The organism is Bacteroides faecium (genome assembly GCF_012113595.1).
Taxonomy (GTDB): domain Bacteria; phylum Bacteroidota; class Bacteroidia; order Bacteroidales; family Bacteroidaceae; genus Bacteroides; species Bacteroides faecium.
Genome location: NZ_CP050831.1, coordinates 4,944,682 through 4,961,323, shown reverse-complemented (window position 1 = coordinate 4,961,323; position 16,642 = coordinate 4,944,682). Strand labels below are relative to the sequence as shown.

Here is a 16,642-nt window from a genome sequence, read left to right as displayed (position 1 = left end):
ATTTAATAAAAAGCAATATGAAGAACCAGCTATCAGTTATCAAGGCTCTGTTTCGTTTCAGAATTTATACGCTAATCAATATTGTAGGACTTGCCATTAGTGTGGCGGCAACGTTAATAATTGTGCGCTATATCCATCAGGAAGTGACTGTTGACCATTTCTGTAAAGACTTGGATCAATTATATATATTGACGGCTCAAAGGAGTAACGGTCATATTTCAATAATTGATAATACAGACAGGAATAATGATCCTAATTTTATAGATCCGATGAAGAATCCGGAAATAGAAAAGTATTCGTATTGCATTTCTTTTAAAGATGATTATATCATAGTTGATAAGCATCGTTTTCAGGCCAATGTTTTAGTGACGGATAGTTTGTTTTTACAAATAATGGACTATCCTGTTATTTCTGGTATCAAGGCTATCCAGCGTCCGGATGATGCAATCATTACCCGAAAATATGCAAAGCATCTTTTCAAGGATGAGAATCCGCTTGGGAAGCAACTTGTTTCTTCCGCAGGCTATACACTTACCATACGGGGAATTGTAGATGAACCGGATACTAAATCCTCTTTGCAATTCGACTTGATAACTCCTGTGAATCAGGGGAAATATATGGATTGGAGCCGAATGGGATTTTGTATAGCACGTTTAGTTAAAGGCACAGAGTTGAACAAATTTAATGAGAAGATTTCTAAACCACAATCGTTGATCTGTTTTAGTCATTCACCTATACAATTCAGACTTTTTCCTTTGAAAGAGTTATATTTTAATAAAGTTGTAAGTTCTGTATCCGGTTTTTTCTTGAGAGGTAATAAGGAGCATATTATTGTTCTGTCTGTTGTGGCATGTATGCTGTTACTGGTCGGAATCTTCAATTTTATCAATATCTACACGGTTATTATACTGAAGCGGGCACGTGAATTTGGGGTTAAAAAAGTGTATGGTGCTAGTGGCTTCCAGATATTTTCCCAAATATATGTGGAGAATCTGTGCATGGTCGCTACTTCGATGCTGATTATATGGATGTTGATAGAGGCTACAGCCGGGCTATTTGCAACTGTATATTCAATTCCTGTGAAACCGGATATAAAATTTGATTTATTACTGTCCTTTATTTTATTGTTCGGATTGCCGTTAGTCACATCTATCTATCCTTTTCTAAGGTACAATTACTCTTCACCGATTACATCGTTGCGTTCGGTCAATGTTGGAGGACATTCCATTGTATCCCGTACGTTTTTTCTATTCGTTCAGTATATCATCACTTTCTGTTTGATTGTGGTTTCATTGTATTTTGTACGCCAGCTATATACGATGCTTCATGCTGATTTGGGCTATCGGGTAAAGGATATTATATCCTGTCAGTTCCTGTCACACGAGACACAGAACAAAAGATATACAAGTGATGAAGAGTGGCAGAAAGAACGCGATTTGGAACAACATAAAGAACAAGTCATTAAACAGAAAATGGATGCGTGTCCTTTGTTCATTACTTGGAGCTATGGTGAAATACCTATAAATTTAGAACCTCAGATTAATATGGAAGCAGCTAACGGTGAAAAACACAAAGTTGCCCTTATGAATGCTGATAAAGAGTATATGGATATGTTTGGGTTGAAACTGAAAGAGGGAAGGGAGTGGAATGACAAGGATCGGTTTGCCCAGTATAAAATGATTATCAATGAAACAGCTATGAAGCTATTTCAGATAAAGAATATAAAGGAGGCTTTATTACAGCCGGAATCACGCTTATGGTGGAGTATGGGGATAAATGAAGGGGAAAATCCGCCTTTCGAGGTGGTAGGAGTGATAGAGGACTTTCGGACGGGACATTTGGCGAAAGGAGATGCTCCTTTGGCTATATTATATGATAAAGGAGATAATCCGACCAATCCATTGATAGCGACAATAGTAGAAGGGAAGCGTAAAGAAGCAATTGATTTTCTGAAAGAGTTGCATAGTGAAGTGCTGGGGCAGGGAGAATTTGATTACTCGTTTGTGGAAGATGAAGTTAAAAAGTTGTATGATGAAGACAAAAGAACTACCCGTATCTATGTAACCTTTGCCGGATTGGCAATCTGTGTTTCCTGTCTCGGACTGTTCGGATTGTCATTATATGATATTCGTCAACGATATCGGGAGATTGCGTTACGTAAAGTGAATGGTGCTACTGGCAGGCAAATCACTATGTTATTAGTAAAGAAGTATCTTTATATCTTGGGAGCGGCATTTGCGGTCGCGATACCTTTAGTCTATTATATTATTGATGACTATACTAAAGATTTTGCAGTGAAAGCTCCTATAAGCATAGAGCTTTTCGTGGCAGGCTTTATACTGACATTGGTTGTGTCATTGGGAACATTATTATGGCAGGTTCGTAAAGCCGTTCGTATTAATCCGGCATTGATAATGAAAAATGAGTAAATGATGGCAACCTCATATAGAAGTATAAGTATTCCTTAATACTATGAATTAATGCAATGATTTCACCGTTTTTACTTTAAAAGACAATTGAAAAAATTATCTTTGCACTATTCCAACTTTATTTCAAATAAGAGAATGTATATGAATAGAATGAAAGTTTTTTTATTGTTGGCTGTCGTGATTGGTTTTAGTGCGTGCCAATCGAGGAATAAGCAGAATACAGAACAGGAAATGGAAGCTGACAGCCCAGTTATTGCTGCTCCGACCGAAGAGGTGAAAACATTGACAGGAGTGGTAGGAGATGCTTCAATGCATAACTTTATGCTGGTCACCTCAAAAGGAGATACTATTTTTATCAGTACGATGGATCAGGAGCCTAGCGAAGTGGGCAACTTTGAGTTGGGTGATACAGTGAAAGTCGATTATATAGAAGAGGAAGAAGAGCCGGGAACCAGCAATATCCCTACCGCCCAAAAGGTAACTGTGATAGGAAAAGGAAATCGTTATAAATAAGGAGACAGACAGATTATAAAAGAAAAGCTACTCGCCCAAAATACAGAATGGGAGAGTAGCTTTACTTATTTTATTGCAGTGTGTATCTTCTATAAGATGTCCAAAGCCTTGAATGCTTTAACCAACTTTTCTACAGCACTATCAATTTGTTCTTTTGTATGAGTAGCCATTAATGCCACACGTACCAACGTATCTTGTGGAGCACATGCCGGCGGAATCACCGGATTAATGAATACACCTTCATCAAAAGCCAGTTTCGTAACCATGAAAGTCTTTTCCGTATCACGTACATAAAGAGGGATGATAGGCGATTCGGTAGCACCGATTTCAAAGCCAGCCTCACGGAAACGCTTCAACGCATAGTTGGTAGCTTCCCATAATGCTTCAAGTCTTTCCGGTTCGTTCTGGATGATATGGAGAGCTTCCAAAGCGGATGCAGTAGCAGCCGGAGTATTGGATGCACTGAATATATAAGTACGCGCATTGTGACGCAGCCAGTTGATGATTGAAGAATCTGCAGCAATAAAACCACCGATAGAAGCCAAAGACTTGCTGAAAGTACCCATAATCAAGTCAACCTCATGAGTCAAACCGAAATGGTCACAAACACCGCGTCCTTGTTTTCCGAATACACCCAAACCATGAGCTTCGTCTACCATGATAGTAGCATTGTATTTATGTTTCAAGCGTACGATTTCGGGCAAGTTTGCCAAGTCGCCTTCCATAGAGAACACACCGTCCACAATGATTAGCTTTACTGAATCCGGGTTGCACTTTTGAAGTTGCTTTTCCAGATCAGCCATGTCGTTGTGCTTGTATTTTAATTGCTGGGAGAAGGAGAGACGACGACCATCTACGATAGATGCGTGGTCGCGGTCGTCACAGATAATATAATCATTGCGGTCTGTCAGAGCAGGGATAACGCCGGAGTTTACTGTAAAACCGGTAGAGAAACAGAGAGCTTCATCTTTACCAACGAAAGCAGCTAATTCTTTTTCCAGTTGAACATGCAGGTCAAGCGTACCATTCAAGAAACGCGACCCTGCGCATCCGGAACCATATTTATGCATGGCTTGAACACCAGCTTCAATAACTCTTTCATCTCCTGTAAGGCCAGTGTATGCATTGGAACCGAACATCAACACTTCGTGTCCGCCCATTTCTACCTCTGTACCCTGTTTTCCTTCTATCTCACGGAAATATGGGTAAACGCCTTGTGCCATAAACTTTTGTGGCAGGTCGTACTTAGCTAACTTCTCTTGTAATAATCCCATGAATTATAATTTATTATACTCATACTCAGACCGTTCGCTGACGGTCTAATATCCTTTTATCTTAACAAGTGTTTAAAACAGGGGGCAAAGATAACAAATTTTGCTTTCATCTGTTCTTTTTAAGAGAAAAAAGTTGCTAGCTTAAGATTAGAAACCTCTAATAGATTAAAATTTAAGATATTTATATTACTTTTGTCGTCTACAATCGACAAGAATAGCATGAACGAAAGTATGAGAAAAATAAAATTCGTCGTCAATCCTATTTCAGGGACACAAAGTAAAGAATTGATTCTTAGCTTGCTGGATGAGAAAATAGACAAGACGAAATACTCTTGGGAAGTAGTATATACGGAGAGAGCCGGTCATGCAGTAGAGATAGCTGCCAAAGCTGCGGAAGAAAAAACGGACGTAGTAGTAGCTATCGGTGGAGACGGGACAATCAACGAAATAGCTCGTTCGCTGGTACATACTGATACCGCTTTGGGAATTATCCCTTGTGGGTCGGGCAATGGGCTGGCGCGGCATCTGCATATACCTATGGAACCGAAAAAAGCACTGGAAGTGCTTAATGAGGGATGCATGGATATAATAGATTATGGTAAGATCAACGGAACAGATTTCTTCTGCACCTGCGGAGTGGGATTTGATGCTTTTGTTAGTCTGAAGTTTGCGCATGCCGGTAAACGCGGATTGTTGACTTACCTGGAAAAAACACTGCAGGAAAGTCTTAAATATCAGCCGGAAACCTACGAACTGGAGACTGAAAACGGAGTATCCAAGTATAAAGCCTTCCTCATTGCCTGCGGAAACGCATCACAATACGGAAATAATGCCTATATTGCCCCACAAGCCACATTGACAGACGGTTTGCTGGACGTCACCATATTAGAACCATTCACTGTGTTGGATGTGCCTTCCCTTGCTTTTCAGTTATTTAATAAAACTATTGATCAGAATAGCCGTATCAAGACTTTCCGCTGCAAGCAATTGTGCATTCGCCGGGCTACTCCGGGTGTTGTGCATTTCGATGGTGACCCTATGGAGACAGATGCTCATGTAAATATTGAATTAATTCAAAGAGGGCTTCGGGTCGTAGTACCGCGTGCGGCGGAGAAAGATGCTGCAAACGTACTTCAGAGAGCACAGGAGTATATGAATGGTATTAAATTGATGAACGAAGCCATCGTTGACAATATAACAGACAGAAACAAGAAAATACTGAAAAAGCTGACTAAGAAAGTCTGATAAAATTACGGATAACTATCACGGATTACAAATTATTGCGTATTTTTGCGGAGTTTTGGTTCAGTCAAAATGAAAACGCGAGTGATAATCGTTTAAATAAAAAAAATATGTTCAGAACACACACATGTGGAGAACTGAGAATCTCTGATGCAAATAAGCAAGTAACGCTGTCCGGATGGGTACAGCGTAGTCGTAAAATGGGAGGGATGACCTTCGTTGACCTTCGCGACCGTTACGGAATAACTCAATTAGTTTTTAACGAAGAAATCAATGCAGAACTTTGTGAACGTGCCAATAAATTGGGACGTGAGTTTGTCATTCAAATCACAGGAACAGTGAGCGAACGTTTCAGTAAGAACGCTAACATTCCTACCGGAGACATTGAAATCATTGTTTCCGAATTGAACGTACTGAACACCGCCATGACTCCGCCGTTCACCATTGAAGACAATACAGATGGTGGTGACGATATTCGTATGAAATACCGCTACCTGGACTTGCGTCGTAATGCTGTTCGTTCTAACTTGGAACTGCGTCACAAAATGACAATCGAAGTGCGCAAATATCTCGATAGCCTTGGTTTTATCGAAGTAGAAACACCGGTTCTGATCGGCTCTACTCCGGAAGGTGCACGCGACTTTGTTGTTCCTTCACGTATGAATCCGGGACAGTTCTATGCACTCCCGCAATCCCCGCAAACATTGAAGCAATTATTGATGGTTTCCGGTTTCGACCGTTATTTCCAAATTGCCAAATGCTTCCGTGACGAGGACTTGCGTGCCGACCGTCAGCCGGAATTTACACAGATTGACTGTGAAATGAGTTTCGTAGAACAGGAAGATATTATCACCACCTTCGAAGGGATGGCTAAACATCTGTTCAAGACTCTTCGCGGTGTAGAACTGACCGAACCGTTCCAGCGGATGGCTTGGGCTGATGCTATGAAATATTATGGTAGCGATAAGCCGGACTTGCGTTTCGATATGAAATTCGTGGAGTTGATGGATATAATGAAAGGTCACGGATTCTCAGTATTTGATAACGCCGCTTATGTGGGTGGTATCTGCGTAGAAGGCGCTGCAACTTATACCCGTAAGCAACTGGACGCACTGACCGAGTTCGTGAAGAAACCTCAGATTGGCGCCAAAGGCATGGTCTATGCCCGCGTGGAAGCAGACGGTACAGTAAAATCAAGTGTAGATAAATTCTATACACAGGAAGTTCTTCAGCAAATGAAGGAAGCATTTGGTGCTAAACCGGGTGACTTGATTCTTATTTTGTCTGGTGACGATGTGATGAAAACACGTAAGCAGCTTTGTGAACTCCGTTTGGAAATGGGTTCTCAACTAGGTTTGCGTGACAAGAATAAGTTCGTTTGCCTTTGGGTTATCGACTTCCCGATGTTTGAATGGAGCGAAGAAGAAGGTCGTCTGATGGCTATGCACCATCCGTTCACGCACCCGAAAGAAGAAGATATTCCAATGTTGGATACTGATCCGGCAGCGGTACGTGCCGACGCTTACGATATGGTTGTCAACGGTGTTGAAGTAGGTGGCGGTTCTATCCGTATCCACGATGCACAGTTGCAGGCGAAGATGTTCGAGATTTTAGGATTTACTCCTGAAAAGGCAGAGGCACAGTTCGGATTCCTGATGAATGCATTTAAGTATGGTGCGCCGCCTCACGGTGGTTTGGCATACGGGCTTGACCGTTGGGTATCTTTGTTCGCCGGTTTGGATTCTATCCGCGACTGTATCGCATTCCCGAAGAACAACTCCGGTCGTGACGTGATGTTGGATGCGCCATCTGCAATTGACCAGACTCAACTTGACGAACTTAATCTGATTGTTGATATCAAAGAAGGCGAGTGAAAGAATCTGTACGCATATTCCGTTTTATAGTAATCGGTACGATGAATGCCATCATTATGGCATTGGTTGTATGGTTGATGATGAGAGAAATATCATTTGACGGTGACTATATGGTGGCTAATATAACAGCGTACCTGATAGCTCAGATTCATAACTTTATCTGGTGCAAATATTGGATATTCCCTGTAGAAAATAAAAAGAACAGTCTCTGGAAACAGATACTGCTCTTTTGTTCTGCTTTCGGATTGGCATATACAGCACAATTCTTATTTCTTATTTTATTAGTGGAAGGATTAGATGTAAATGAATATTTAGCGCAATTCTTGGGTTTATTTATCTATGGAGGCGCCAATTTCCTGGCTAATAAGAAACTGACATTTCAATAAGAAAGAATATATAAAGTATATAGAAAGGGCACAGAGTTTAAATTTATAGTTTACTCTGTGCCCTTTCTGTTGTTTATATCCGCGTGCTTTCTAGTCTAATCTAAAAAGCGTTTGGTCAGTCCTTCGTATTCGTCAATGCGACGGTCGCGCAAGAATGGCCACCAGCGGCGTACGTTTTCCGAGCGTTCCATATCAATTTCCACTACTATATTTTCCGGTCGGTTGTTTCCCGCCTGCGCCAGGAATTCTCCTTGTGGTCCTGCTACGAAACTATTTCCCCAGAATAAAATACCATTGGTTTGTCCTGACGGGTCAGGTTCGTGTCCTACACGGTTGACTGAGATAACTGGAAGTCCGTTTGCGACAGCATGGGCACGTTGTGAGATAATCCAGGCATTGAGCTGACGTGCTTTTTCATCGTCCGTGTCGCTGCTTTCCCAACCGATGGCAGTAGGGTAGATTAATAGTTCCGCACCTTTTAATGCCATTAAGCGGGCAGCTTCCGGATACCATTGATCCCAGCATACCAATACGCCCAGTTTTCCTAAAGAGGTCTGAATAGGCTCGAAGCCTATATCTCCGGGAGTAAAATAGAACTTCTCATAATAAGCAGGATCATCAGGAATATGCATCTTCCGGTATTTACCGGCAATACTTCCATCACGGTCGAAAACAACAGCAGTATTATGATAAAGTCCCGGCGCACGCTTCTCGAAAAGAGAAGCTACAAGAACTACTTTATTGGCTGCCGCCAGTTCAGAATAGAATCCGGTGGAGGGGCCGGGGATAGGTTCGGCAAGATCGAACAAGTTCGTGTTTTCAGTCTGGCAGAAATAAAGCGAGTTGTGCAGTTCTTGAAGCACAATCAGTTGCGCGCCATGTGCGGCACACGCTTCAATGCTTTTTGCCAGATTCATCAGGTTTACCCGAATATCAGAAGTGTTGGATTGCTGGATAAGTCCGACTTTTATCTTTCTCATGATGACTATTTTATTTTAATATACCAAATTATTTTAGAACTCCCATCGGATATTGCATGGTAACGCAGTGCAAAGAACCATGCTGTTTGATTAAGGCACGACAATCTATTCCGATTATTTGATGCTTTGGAAAAGCTTGTTGCAATACTTCTCCGGCTTTCCTGTCATTCTCCGGCTGGTTATAAGTCGGGTAAAGGACTGCTTCATTCAGAATCAGGAAATTGGCATATGTGGCAGGCAGACGCTCGCCGTCTTCTTCTATCTTATCCGCCATGGGTAAAGCCAATAATCGGTATGGCTCTCCTGCCAATGTACGGAACGTTTTCAATTGTTCTTCCATGGCAAGCAGTGCTTCGTAATGTTCGTCTGCTTCGTCCGTGCACTTCACATAAGCAATGGTGCCAGTGGAACAGAAGCGCGCTAAAGTGTCAATATGGCTGTCTGTATCATCCCCTGCGAGATAACCATAGTCCAGCCAAAGCACCTTTTGCAGATGGAAAGTCGATTTCAGATATTCTTCTATCTCTACCTGGTTCAGCTTTCCATTCCGTTTGGGCGAAAGCAGACATTCGGAAGTGGTAAGCAATGTGCCCATTCCGTCACTTTCTATGGAGCCGCCTTCAAGAACAAAGTCAAGACAATCTATGTATTGTCCTTTTAAAGCTTCGGCTTCTATGGCTTGTTTAGTGATTTTATTATCAAGTTCAGCGGCAAATTTCAATCCCCAGCCGTTGAAGGTAAAATCAAGTAGCGAGGGATTACCCGTATCTATCATGGTGATAGCTCCGTGGTCGCGTGCCCATGTATCATTGGTCGCGCATTTCAGAAAGCGGATGTTATCCATGTTGGCAACAGCACTTATCTGCTTCTTTACTTCTTCAGGTTCGGGAGTGACAATTAATAATAACTCGCGTTCCGCTATCTCTTTGGCTATCTTTAAGAAACATTCTTGTACTTCTTCCAACATATATGCCCAGTCTGTACCGGCATGCGGCCATGTCAACTGTATGCCGCTTTGCATATGCCACTCGGCAGGCAAATGAGGAGCTCTCATTTCTACTTGTACGGTCATGTTCTTGCCGAAGTTCAATTGCAAATCTTTCTCCGAGCCACTAGGGCTAGGCAGTCCAACCATAATTCCCATCAGACTATATTCTATTTAGTTATTTATATAAATCGGTTTATTCATTCGCCGACAACCGGCATTAATCTTTATTTTCCTGTTTCGGCTTCCGGTCGAAGAACGGATTTTTGGAAGATGCGCTGACAGGAATCGCCATTACCATTTTGCAGTCTTTCAGCCAGTTCAAGCGTTGTGCTGCCAGTCCGGCGGAGAACATCACGCGTGTGTCTACGCGCAAATCGGCTGCTGTGGCACAAGCCGAGCCTACTGCAATACCTACGTCAATGCTATTCAGTGCGCAGGGAACACCTTCTGCACGTCCGGCACAAGTTGCAAACCCGCAGTGACCGCAATTTAATCCTTGTATTTGTTCGCGCGTTCCTATTAATATAACACATTCGGCACTTAGTATGTTGTCGGCATCACGCAGAAAGAACTTCATTCCATGCTCTTCCACCATTGCTATCATAGTGTCCGATAATTGCTTAATCTCTTCGTCAGTTATTAAAGCCACTTCGATAATGTCTATCCCTTTTCCTTTGGGAGCAGTGCGTGCGGCAGTCATTATTTGACGTGCTACCTGCAATATATGCTCATGGCGAGCGTCTCTTTCGTTCAGTATCATAACTTTTCTTGAATTAATTAGTCAGGCAAAGATAAATGAAAATTGCTAAATCTGCACTAAATGATGAAATAAATAGGAATCTAAATATACCCCTCTATCCATCGTAAAACTTATTTTATTATCCAGAATTTTATAAAAACAGAGTGTAAGTAACGATAAGAATTATACTTTTTGTATATTTGTGGCGTTTTCCACGCCGATGCCTTTTTGGGTGGGGAGCGGGAAACTATTATATAAAGAAAGACGTTTACTTGACGTTTTGTCTTTGGCTTATCAAAACTTCGAACACTTTGAGCAGTAGTCAAAACAAAGCAACAGTAGGTGTCTACGGGATATGTGTCTATATTCGTTTAACATGCCTTTTTGTAGAAAGGTGTGTTGGACCTATACATATCGGCGTGGGCTTCTGCGTTGCTCGTTCAGATTACTGCGGGCAGTTCGAAGGCCTTGATAAGCGGGACGAGTAACAGGTACAGATTCCCGCGCTTTTTCTTTTGTAATAATAAATACTTTTCTAATTATGAATCGTTCGATTCGGGAATCTGCGGCGAAAACTAATAAACAAACACAGCTATGCCGAATCCAAAGAACAACAAATGGGCGGGTATTATGTTAATCGTAGTAACCGCTGTACTTATTATCATCATGATTATTCTTACAATTATAGCCAGTTCTAATTTGTAGAATACTTATCAAATTATTTGAGATACATGCACTTTTGATAAGTGCAACTAAAAAAAACGGTATAAATTGAACTGTGCACAGTTCAATTTATACCGTTTTTGAAAGAAAGTTCTTGTATTGTTTTATACGGAAGTAACTTTCAAGTTACCATTCCTCAATAATATATTTCAATGCTTTCTTGGTTTGTCCGCCCGGAAGGGTAAAATCCTTATCTTCATCAACTGCCATATTAGCATTGTCTAGCAGATACCACAACGCATAGTTTTCATTGCCGGTAGTTATCCACTGCACATAATTCGGAAATGCAGTAGCAAAACTTTGCTGCTCCGTAGCATGGCGAGTCAACACCGGTGTCTTAAAGCCCCATACATTGCCGTCTGCGGCACGATATGTTGTTGAAGCGTCTTTCTCTACTGCTACACCTGCGGCTTTATCATTTTTATCAGCATTATAAGTGGTATAGAAACCTGTCGGCTTATAACCGGCCAGATGAGTTTCATACTCTTTTCCTGCTTGTGTAGTAACGATGAAGAAATTCTGCTGACGAGTGTCTGCCACTGCATCGCGGAAATGCTTGACTACCTTATCATGATCAGCTTCCAGGTTTTCTCTAAAAGTCACTGTCAGCGTGAATAGTCCTTTGCCTGCATTCAAATCAGCGTCATTGACGGTGTTATAGAAAAGTTTATCAGTACCTGTTCCATAGGTACTAACATTTAAACCATAAGATGACATAAATGCCTTGTCTCTCAGCTTATTCAATTCTTTCACTAAGATTACCGGGTGATTGTCACTGTCCCATTTTACTTCTACGGGGAATGGTTGTTTTGCATCATTTTCTGTGATGCTCTCATGATTACTCATAGACCAATACATGGCGGGTGTTTCATCGCGGACAAATTCTTTAAGTAGATTCTCCAACTTTAATCCGAAGGTATGTGCATAAGCGCCACCTTTTGCGCGGAAGTGCAGAGTTACTTTTAAATCTCTCCACATTTCTACGCTTTCGATATTATTCTTAATATCATCCAAGCTGCCTTTTACATTCGTTTCCAAATCGTAATCTACTACCAAATCATTATAATCGCCAAAGAACAATCCACCTTCCTGGGCTTTGCCATCCGTATTGGATTTACTAGGCCAAGTATCCTCGAACATCACTACACCGCTTGAATGATAAGCAGTGAATGGTACTCCATTTTCATCTTTATGCTCTGTTACATACGCTGGTATAGCATCTTCCGGTTTGGTGATAATCAGTTCGACATATCTATGACCTTCTTGAAAATACTCATAAGTTCCAGGATCAGATGCTCTTGTCGTCGTCGTTGTAACAGGCATCTTTTTAGTTTTTACACCACTTTTTGTCGGGTAATTTACATACACTTCGTTTAGTCCATAAGCCAAAGGAAATCCAAGAGTAGAAGTTTCTGCTGTCAACGGAGCATTTTCTATAAGCGGCTGAGTTGCGCTTTCATCTGCGTAAACCGAAACATATGACAATACTTCAGTTTTACCATTAGTGGTATTGCCTGAATTCGCAGGTTCTTCCACTATACTTTCGGAGCATGCTGTCATCCCGAAAACCAATGCCATACTGATAATATACCAATACTTTTTCATTGTTTTTATGTTTTAAATGTTAATGAATTATTCAATGTTTATTTTGTTTTCGTTGGCAAATATACGATATATTCACCTGTCTTGCAATAAATATACAACTAATTTAAGCCTTTCGCTCGTAAAATATACAACTTTTATCTATTGGATGCTAGTTACTCGAATTTTATAGAGTATATACTTGCCTTTTTATATTTTCCCACTCTAATATCTATAAGTTTTATTTTTTGTGTACTTTTGACGGGAATATTAAGAAAACGAATCATGTTACATATCAATAACGCTTGTATTGCATTCGGGACAGAGGTGCTCTTCTCCGGTTTTAACCTGAAACTGGAACGGGGAGAAACAGCCTGCATCGTGGGGCAATCCGGCTGTGGAAAGACTTCGTTGCTAAATGCGATAATGGGTTTTGTCCCATTGAAAGAAGGCTCTATCCAAGTAGGAGAAACATTGCTTGATATATCTACCATTGATAACGTCCGGCATCAGATTGCGTGGATTCCGCAGGAATTAGCGTTACCTTTTGAATGGGTGAAAGAAATGGTTGCCCTGCCGTTTGATTTGAAAGTGAATCGCTCCGTGCCTTTCTCGGAAGAAAGGCTTTTCGCTTGCTTTGACGAATTGGGATTGGAACATGAATTATACACAAAAAGAGTGAATGAAGTTTCGGGCGGACAACGGCAACGCATCATGCTTGCAGTGGCTGCTATGCTTGATAAACCTCTCATTATCATAGATGAACCGACTTCTGCTTTGGATTCCGGATCGACCGATAAAGTGCTTTCTTTTTTCCGGCGACAGGCGGAAAAAGGGGCGGCTGTCCTTGCCGTGTCTCACGACAAGGATTTTGCATCGGGGTGTCATTATGTAATAGAACTATAATCCAAATCAAATAGAACAGTAAGAATATATACCGTGGGAACGATTGACATATCATATTATAACTTAGCCATAGGCTTGCTTCTGCTTGCCATTCCGTTCTTTTATCTATGGAAATTCAAGACGGGATTACTGAAACCTGCTGTGATCGGTACAGTACGGATGATTATCCAACTGTTTTTCATCGGCATGTATTTGAAATATCTTTTTTTATGGAATAATCCCTGGATTAATTTCCTTTGGGTGATTATTATGATATTCGTAGCCGGACAAACCGCATTGGTACGTACGCAGTTGAAACGCAGTATTTTGCTGATTCCGATTTCAGTCGGATTTTTTTGCAGTGTCGTGTTGGTGGGGTTGTATTTTATAGGCATCGTTCTTCAATTGGACAATATTTTCAGTGCCCAGTACTTTATTCCGATATTCGGTATTTTGATGGGGAATATGCTTTCGAGCAATGTTATCGCCTTGAATACTTATTATAGCAGATTGAAACGCGAACAACAGTTATATAGATATTTATTGGGTAATGGGGCTACCAGACAGGAAGCTCAGGCTCCGTTTATCCGGCAGGCGATTATTAAATCATTCAGCCCGTTGATTGCTAATATTGCGGTAATGGGACTGGTAGCCTTTCCGGGGACAATGATTGGACAGATTCTAGGCGGAAGTACTCCGAACGTTGCCATTAAATATCAGATGATGATAATGGTAATCACATTTGCTGCATCCATGCTATCGTTGATGATAACCATTTCATTGGCTTCGCGAAAATCATTTGATGCATATGGGAAGCTCCTGGAAGTATCGAAAGAAACTAAGAAATGACAGTAACCGACCATATATTCCAGAAAGTTGCCGAAATATCCATACCGTATTTCTTTGTTACAGTGGAATTTGCGGCGATGGGCAGTGAGATGCCCCAAGGCATTGAAACCTTTTTGCAGGAAAAGCATAAGGCAATTCTTCGAGGCGCGAACGGTCGTAAATTCATCTATCGGGAAGGAGAGTGGCGATTGGTTTTTACTTTTTTTCCTACGGATAGAGTAGTCGACGAACGGTATGCCTTGAAAAATAAAACCTCTATAAAGTTTGAGAAATAAAAAAGTATCTGCCATCTGCAACAAAACAGAGATAACGGTCTGGTATATAAAAGTTTATAGCGTTGCAGATACCGTTGCAGATAGGTGGCAGATAAAGATATCTGCAACACATACCGATGGCACAGTATCCTGCGTCGAAAACGCTTGTTTCTAGGCTGAGAATTCCAGTTTCCGCGGTGGGAAACTGGAGTTTCCAACTGTGGATACTGGAATTTCCTACTAGGGAAACTGTAGTTTCCATGGCGGGAAACGCCAGCAACTCCCGCATGAACAAATTTTCCCCTTATTTCCCCTTGAGTTTTTCATATAAGCAACGAAGCTGAACGAACTGTTCTCCCGGTTGCACATATCCGTTTTCAAACATTTTTTCTGAGACTTGAAATTTAGAGAGATGGTGACGTATATACTTCTCCGCGTCCGGCGATTGCTTTTTGACGAAAGCCTTTAGGGCAACCTTCCCGTTTTCGTAGATGAAAACTTTTGCCTTAACAGTACGAAAACCCCATTCCTTGCAGTTTTTCGTTTCCGCTTTATCAATCCAAAAGATAGCGGTAGCTTTTACTGTATCTGCAACGCATTCTTCTGTATCATCGTTACTCAAATCTTTAGCAACTGACTTTTCGGAGTTCTCATTTGGCTTCAATTGACAGGAAACAGTCAAAATGACTAATAGAAAATAGGATAGAATTGTTTTCATCGTATTCAATTATTATAGTATATGCAACAAAATTACTAAAAAAAGCGGGGCAATGAGCAGTTGTTCCCTTTTATTTTCTTATCTTTGCAACCAAATTTTCTACCAATAATGAAAATTAAGGAAATAGTAAGCGCCCTTGAACGATTCGCGCCTCTGCCATTGCAAGACGGATTTGATAATGCCGGCCTGCAAATCGGATTGACAGAAGCGGAAGCAACAGGGGCTTTGTTGTGTCTTGACGTTACCGAAGCTGTGTTGGATGAAGCTATCGCGCTAGGGTACAACCTCGTTATATCGCATCATCCGCTCATTTTCAAAGGTTATAAATCCATCACAGGCAAGGATTATGTGGAACGCTGCATATTGAAAGCAATAAAGAATGATATTGTAATCTATTCAGCACATACCAATCTCGATAATGCCCAGGGTGGAGTCAACTATAAGATAGCCGGGAAAATAGGATTGAAGAACTTGAAAGTGCTCGAACCGAAAGAGAATAGTTTGGTTAAGTTGGTGACTTTTGTTCCCAATGCACAGGCAGACGTGGTACGCGAAGCTTTGTTTGCCGCCGGATGCGGGAGCATAGGCAACTATGACTCATGCAGTTATAATCTGAAAGGAGAGGGAACTTTCCGGGCAAATGAAGGAGCACACCCTTTCTGCGGAACTGTTGGAGAACTGCACCGTGAAGATGAGGTGAGAATTGAAACCATTCTTCCTATATATAAGAAGGCGGAAGTTATTAAGGCATTATTGTCTGTCCACCCCTATGAGGAACCGGCATTTGACTTATATCCGTTGCAAAATGACTGGCCACAGGCAGGTTCGGGAATTGTAGGTGAACTGGATGAGCCGGAAACGGAACTCGAATTCTTGAAACGCATCAAGAAAATCTTTGAAGTAGGTTGTGTCCGTCATAACAAATTGACAGGCAGAGAAATACAGAAAGTGGCATTATGTGGCGGTGCCGGAGCTTTCCTGCTTCCGCAGGCAATCCGGACGGGTGCAGATGTCTTTATTACAGGAGAAATCAAGTATCATGATTATTTCGGCCATGAAGGTGATATTCTGATGGCGGAAATCGGTCATTACGAAAGCGAACAATATACAAAAGAAATTTTTTATTCTATAATCCGGGATTTATTTCCTAATTTTGCGCTCCAATTGAGTAAAATAAATACGAATCCCATAAAATATTTATAAGTAA

General features: G+C 41.3%; 15 protein-coding genes. 9 read left to right on the top strand and 6 right to left on the bottom strand.

Annotated features, from left to right (window positions below; genetic code table 11):
* Nucleotides 1–17 precede the first annotated feature (17 nt).
* Both BacF7301_RS18335 and BacF7301_RS18330 read left to right on the top strand, forming a co-directional pair.
* A complete protein-coding gene (locus BacF7301_RS18335) occupies nucleotides 18–2,429 on the top strand; it encodes an ABC transporter permease (RefSeq protein WP_167965063.1) in 2,412 nt (803 codons plus the stop codon).
* A gap of 141 nt (nucleotides 2,430–2,570) precedes the next feature.
* Nucleotides 2,571–2,942 (top strand): hypothetical protein, encoded by a 372-nt coding sequence (locus tag BacF7301_RS18330; RefSeq protein WP_167965061.1) that lies wholly within the window; start codon nucleotides 2,571–2,573, stop codon nucleotides 2,940–2,942.
* A gap of 89 nt (nucleotides 2,943–3,031) precedes the next feature.
* On the opposite strand, the gene spt is transcribed toward BacF7301_RS18330, so the two are convergent.
* A complete protein-coding gene (gene spt / locus BacF7301_RS18325; protein WP_167965059.1) occupies nucleotides 3,032–4,216 on the bottom strand; it encodes a serine palmitoyltransferase in 1,185 nt (394 codons plus the stop codon).
* Nucleotides 4,217–4,435: 219 nt separating this feature from the next.
* Between spt and BacF7301_RS18320 the strand changes: the two genes are divergently transcribed.
* From BacF7301_RS18320 to BacF7301_RS18310, 3 genes are all read left to right on the top strand, one after another.
* Nucleotides 4,436–5,461, top strand: a complete 1,026-nt coding sequence (locus BacF7301_RS18320) for a diacylglycerol/lipid kinase family protein (protein WP_167965057.1) — start codon at nucleotides 4,436–4,438, stop codon at nucleotides 5,459–5,461.
* Nucleotides 5,462–5,568: 107 nt separating this feature from the next.
* Nucleotides 5,569–7,332: an aspartate--tRNA ligase gene (aspS, locus tag BacF7301_RS18315; RefSeq protein WP_167965055.1), complete on the top strand. Its 1,764-nt coding sequence runs from the start codon at nucleotides 5,569–5,571 to the stop codon at nucleotides 7,330–7,332.
* Nucleotides 7,329–7,718: a GtrA family protein gene (locus BacF7301_RS18310; RefSeq protein WP_167965053.1), complete on the top strand. Its 390-nt coding sequence runs from the start codon at nucleotides 7,329–7,331 to the stop codon at nucleotides 7,716–7,718. Before aspS ends, BacF7301_RS18310 begins: the two co-directional genes overlap by 4 nt.
* 95 nt (nucleotides 7,719–7,813) lie before the next feature.
* Here BacF7301_RS18310 and BacF7301_RS18305 read toward each other — a convergent pair whose 3' ends face one another.
* From BacF7301_RS18305 to BacF7301_RS18290, 4 genes are all read right to left on the bottom strand, one after another.
* Nucleotides 7,814–8,698 (bottom strand): carbon-nitrogen hydrolase, encoded by an 885-nt coding sequence (locus BacF7301_RS18305; RefSeq protein ID WP_167965051.1) that lies wholly within the window; start codon nucleotides 8,696–8,698, stop codon nucleotides 7,814–7,816.
* Nucleotides 8,699–8,726: 28 nt separating this feature from the next.
* A complete protein-coding gene (locus tag BacF7301_RS18300; protein ID WP_167965049.1) occupies nucleotides 8,727–9,842 on the bottom strand; it encodes an agmatine deiminase family protein in 1,116 nt (371 codons plus the stop codon).
* Between the two features lie 61 nt (nucleotides 9,843–9,903).
* Nucleotides 9,904–10,446, bottom strand: coding sequence for a ferredoxin domain-containing protein (locus BacF7301_RS18295; RefSeq protein ID WP_167965047.1), 543 nt, complete (start codon nucleotides 10,444–10,446; stop codon nucleotides 9,904–9,906).
* A gap of 828 nt (nucleotides 10,447–11,274) precedes the next feature.
* The gene (locus tag BacF7301_RS18290) at nucleotides 11,275–12,753 is read right to left on the bottom strand and encodes an LruC domain-containing protein (RefSeq protein ID WP_167965045.1); all 1,479 of its coding nucleotides are present in this window, start codon (nucleotides 12,751–12,753) and stop codon (nucleotides 11,275–11,277) included.
* 261 nt (nucleotides 12,754–13,014) lie between these two features.
* On the opposite strand from BacF7301_RS18290, the gene BacF7301_RS18285 reads away from it, so the two are divergent.
* From BacF7301_RS18285 to BacF7301_RS18275, 3 genes are read left to right on the top strand one after another with little or no spacing between them, the layout of a single operon-like run.
* The gene (locus BacF7301_RS18285; protein WP_167965043.1) at nucleotides 13,015–13,635 is read left to right on the top strand and encodes an ABC transporter ATP-binding protein; all 621 of its coding nucleotides are present in this window, start codon (nucleotides 13,015–13,017) and stop codon (nucleotides 13,633–13,635) included.
* A gap of 33 nt (nucleotides 13,636–13,668) precedes the next feature.
* Nucleotides 13,669–14,463, top strand: a complete 795-nt coding sequence (locus BacF7301_RS18280) for an ABC transporter permease (RefSeq protein ID WP_167965041.1) — start codon at nucleotides 13,669–13,671, stop codon at nucleotides 14,461–14,463.
* Entirely contained in the window at nucleotides 14,460–14,738 is a 279-nt protein-coding gene (locus tag BacF7301_RS18275) for a hypothetical protein (protein ID WP_167965039.1), read from the top strand. Before BacF7301_RS18280 ends, BacF7301_RS18275 begins: the two co-directional genes overlap by 4 nt.
* Nucleotides 14,739–15,021: 283 nt before the next feature.
* On the opposite strand, the gene BacF7301_RS18270 is transcribed toward BacF7301_RS18275, so the two are convergent.
* The gene (locus tag BacF7301_RS18270) at nucleotides 15,022–15,435 is read right to left on the bottom strand and encodes a DUF4891 domain-containing protein (protein ID WP_167965037.1); all 414 of its coding nucleotides are present in this window, start codon (nucleotides 15,433–15,435) and stop codon (nucleotides 15,022–15,024) included.
* A 108-nt stretch (nucleotides 15,436–15,543) separates the two neighbouring features.
* Between BacF7301_RS18270 and BacF7301_RS18265 the strand changes: the two genes are divergently transcribed.
* Nucleotides 15,544–16,638 carry a Nif3-like dinuclear metal center hexameric protein gene (locus BacF7301_RS18265; protein WP_167965035.1) on the top strand — a complete coding sequence of 365 codons (1,095 nt, stop codon included), beginning with the start codon at nucleotides 15,544–15,546 and terminating at the stop codon, nucleotides 16,636–16,638.
* The last annotated feature ends 4 nt before the right edge of the window (nucleotides 16,639–16,642 follow it).

Bases quoted from the DNA above. Each gene is read 5' to 3' on its own strand.
- BacF7301_RS18265 (WP_167965035.1), top strand. From the start codon at position 15,544: ATGAAAATTAAGGAAATAGTAAGCGCCCTTGAACGATTCGCGCCTCTG.
- BacF7301_RS18330 (WP_167965061.1), top strand. From the start codon at position 2,571: ATGAATAGAATGAAAGTTTTTTTATTGTTGGCTGTCGTGATTGGTTTT.
- BacF7301_RS18270 (WP_167965037.1), bottom strand. From the start codon at position 15,435: ATGAAAACAATTCTATCCTATTTTCTATTAGTCATTTTGACTGTTTCC.
- BacF7301_RS18295 (WP_167965047.1), bottom strand. From the start codon at position 10,446: ATGATACTGAACGAAAGAGACGCTCGCCATGAGCATATATTGCAGGTA.
- aspS (WP_167965055.1), top strand. From the start codon at position 5,569: ATGTTCAGAACACACACATGTGGAGAACTGAGAATCTCTGATGCAAAT.
- spt (WP_167965059.1), bottom strand. From the start codon at position 4,216: ATGGGATTATTACAAGAGAAGTTAGCTAAGTACGACCTGCCACAAAAG.
- BacF7301_RS18300 (WP_167965049.1), bottom strand. From the start codon at position 9,842: ATGGGAATTATGGTTGGACTGCCTAGCCCTAGTGGCTCGGAGAAAGAT.
- BacF7301_RS18285 (WP_167965043.1), top strand. From the start codon at position 13,015: ATGTTACATATCAATAACGCTTGTATTGCATTCGGGACAGAGGTGCTC.
- BacF7301_RS18335 (WP_167965063.1), top strand. From the start codon at position 18: ATGAAGAACCAGCTATCAGTTATCAAGGCTCTGTTTCGTTTCAGAATT.
- BacF7301_RS18275 (WP_167965039.1), top strand. From the start codon at position 14,460: ATGACAGTAACCGACCATATATTCCAGAAAGTTGCCGAAATATCCATA.
- BacF7301_RS18290 (WP_167965045.1), bottom strand. From the start codon at position 12,753: ATGAAAAAGTATTGGTATATTATCAGTATGGCATTGGTTTTCGGGATG.
- BacF7301_RS18320 (WP_167965057.1), top strand. From the start codon at position 4,436: ATGAACGAAAGTATGAGAAAAATAAAATTCGTCGTCAATCCTATTTCA.
- BacF7301_RS18305 (WP_167965051.1), bottom strand. From the start codon at position 8,698: ATGAGAAAGATAAAAGTCGGACTTATCCAGCAATCCAACACTTCTGAT.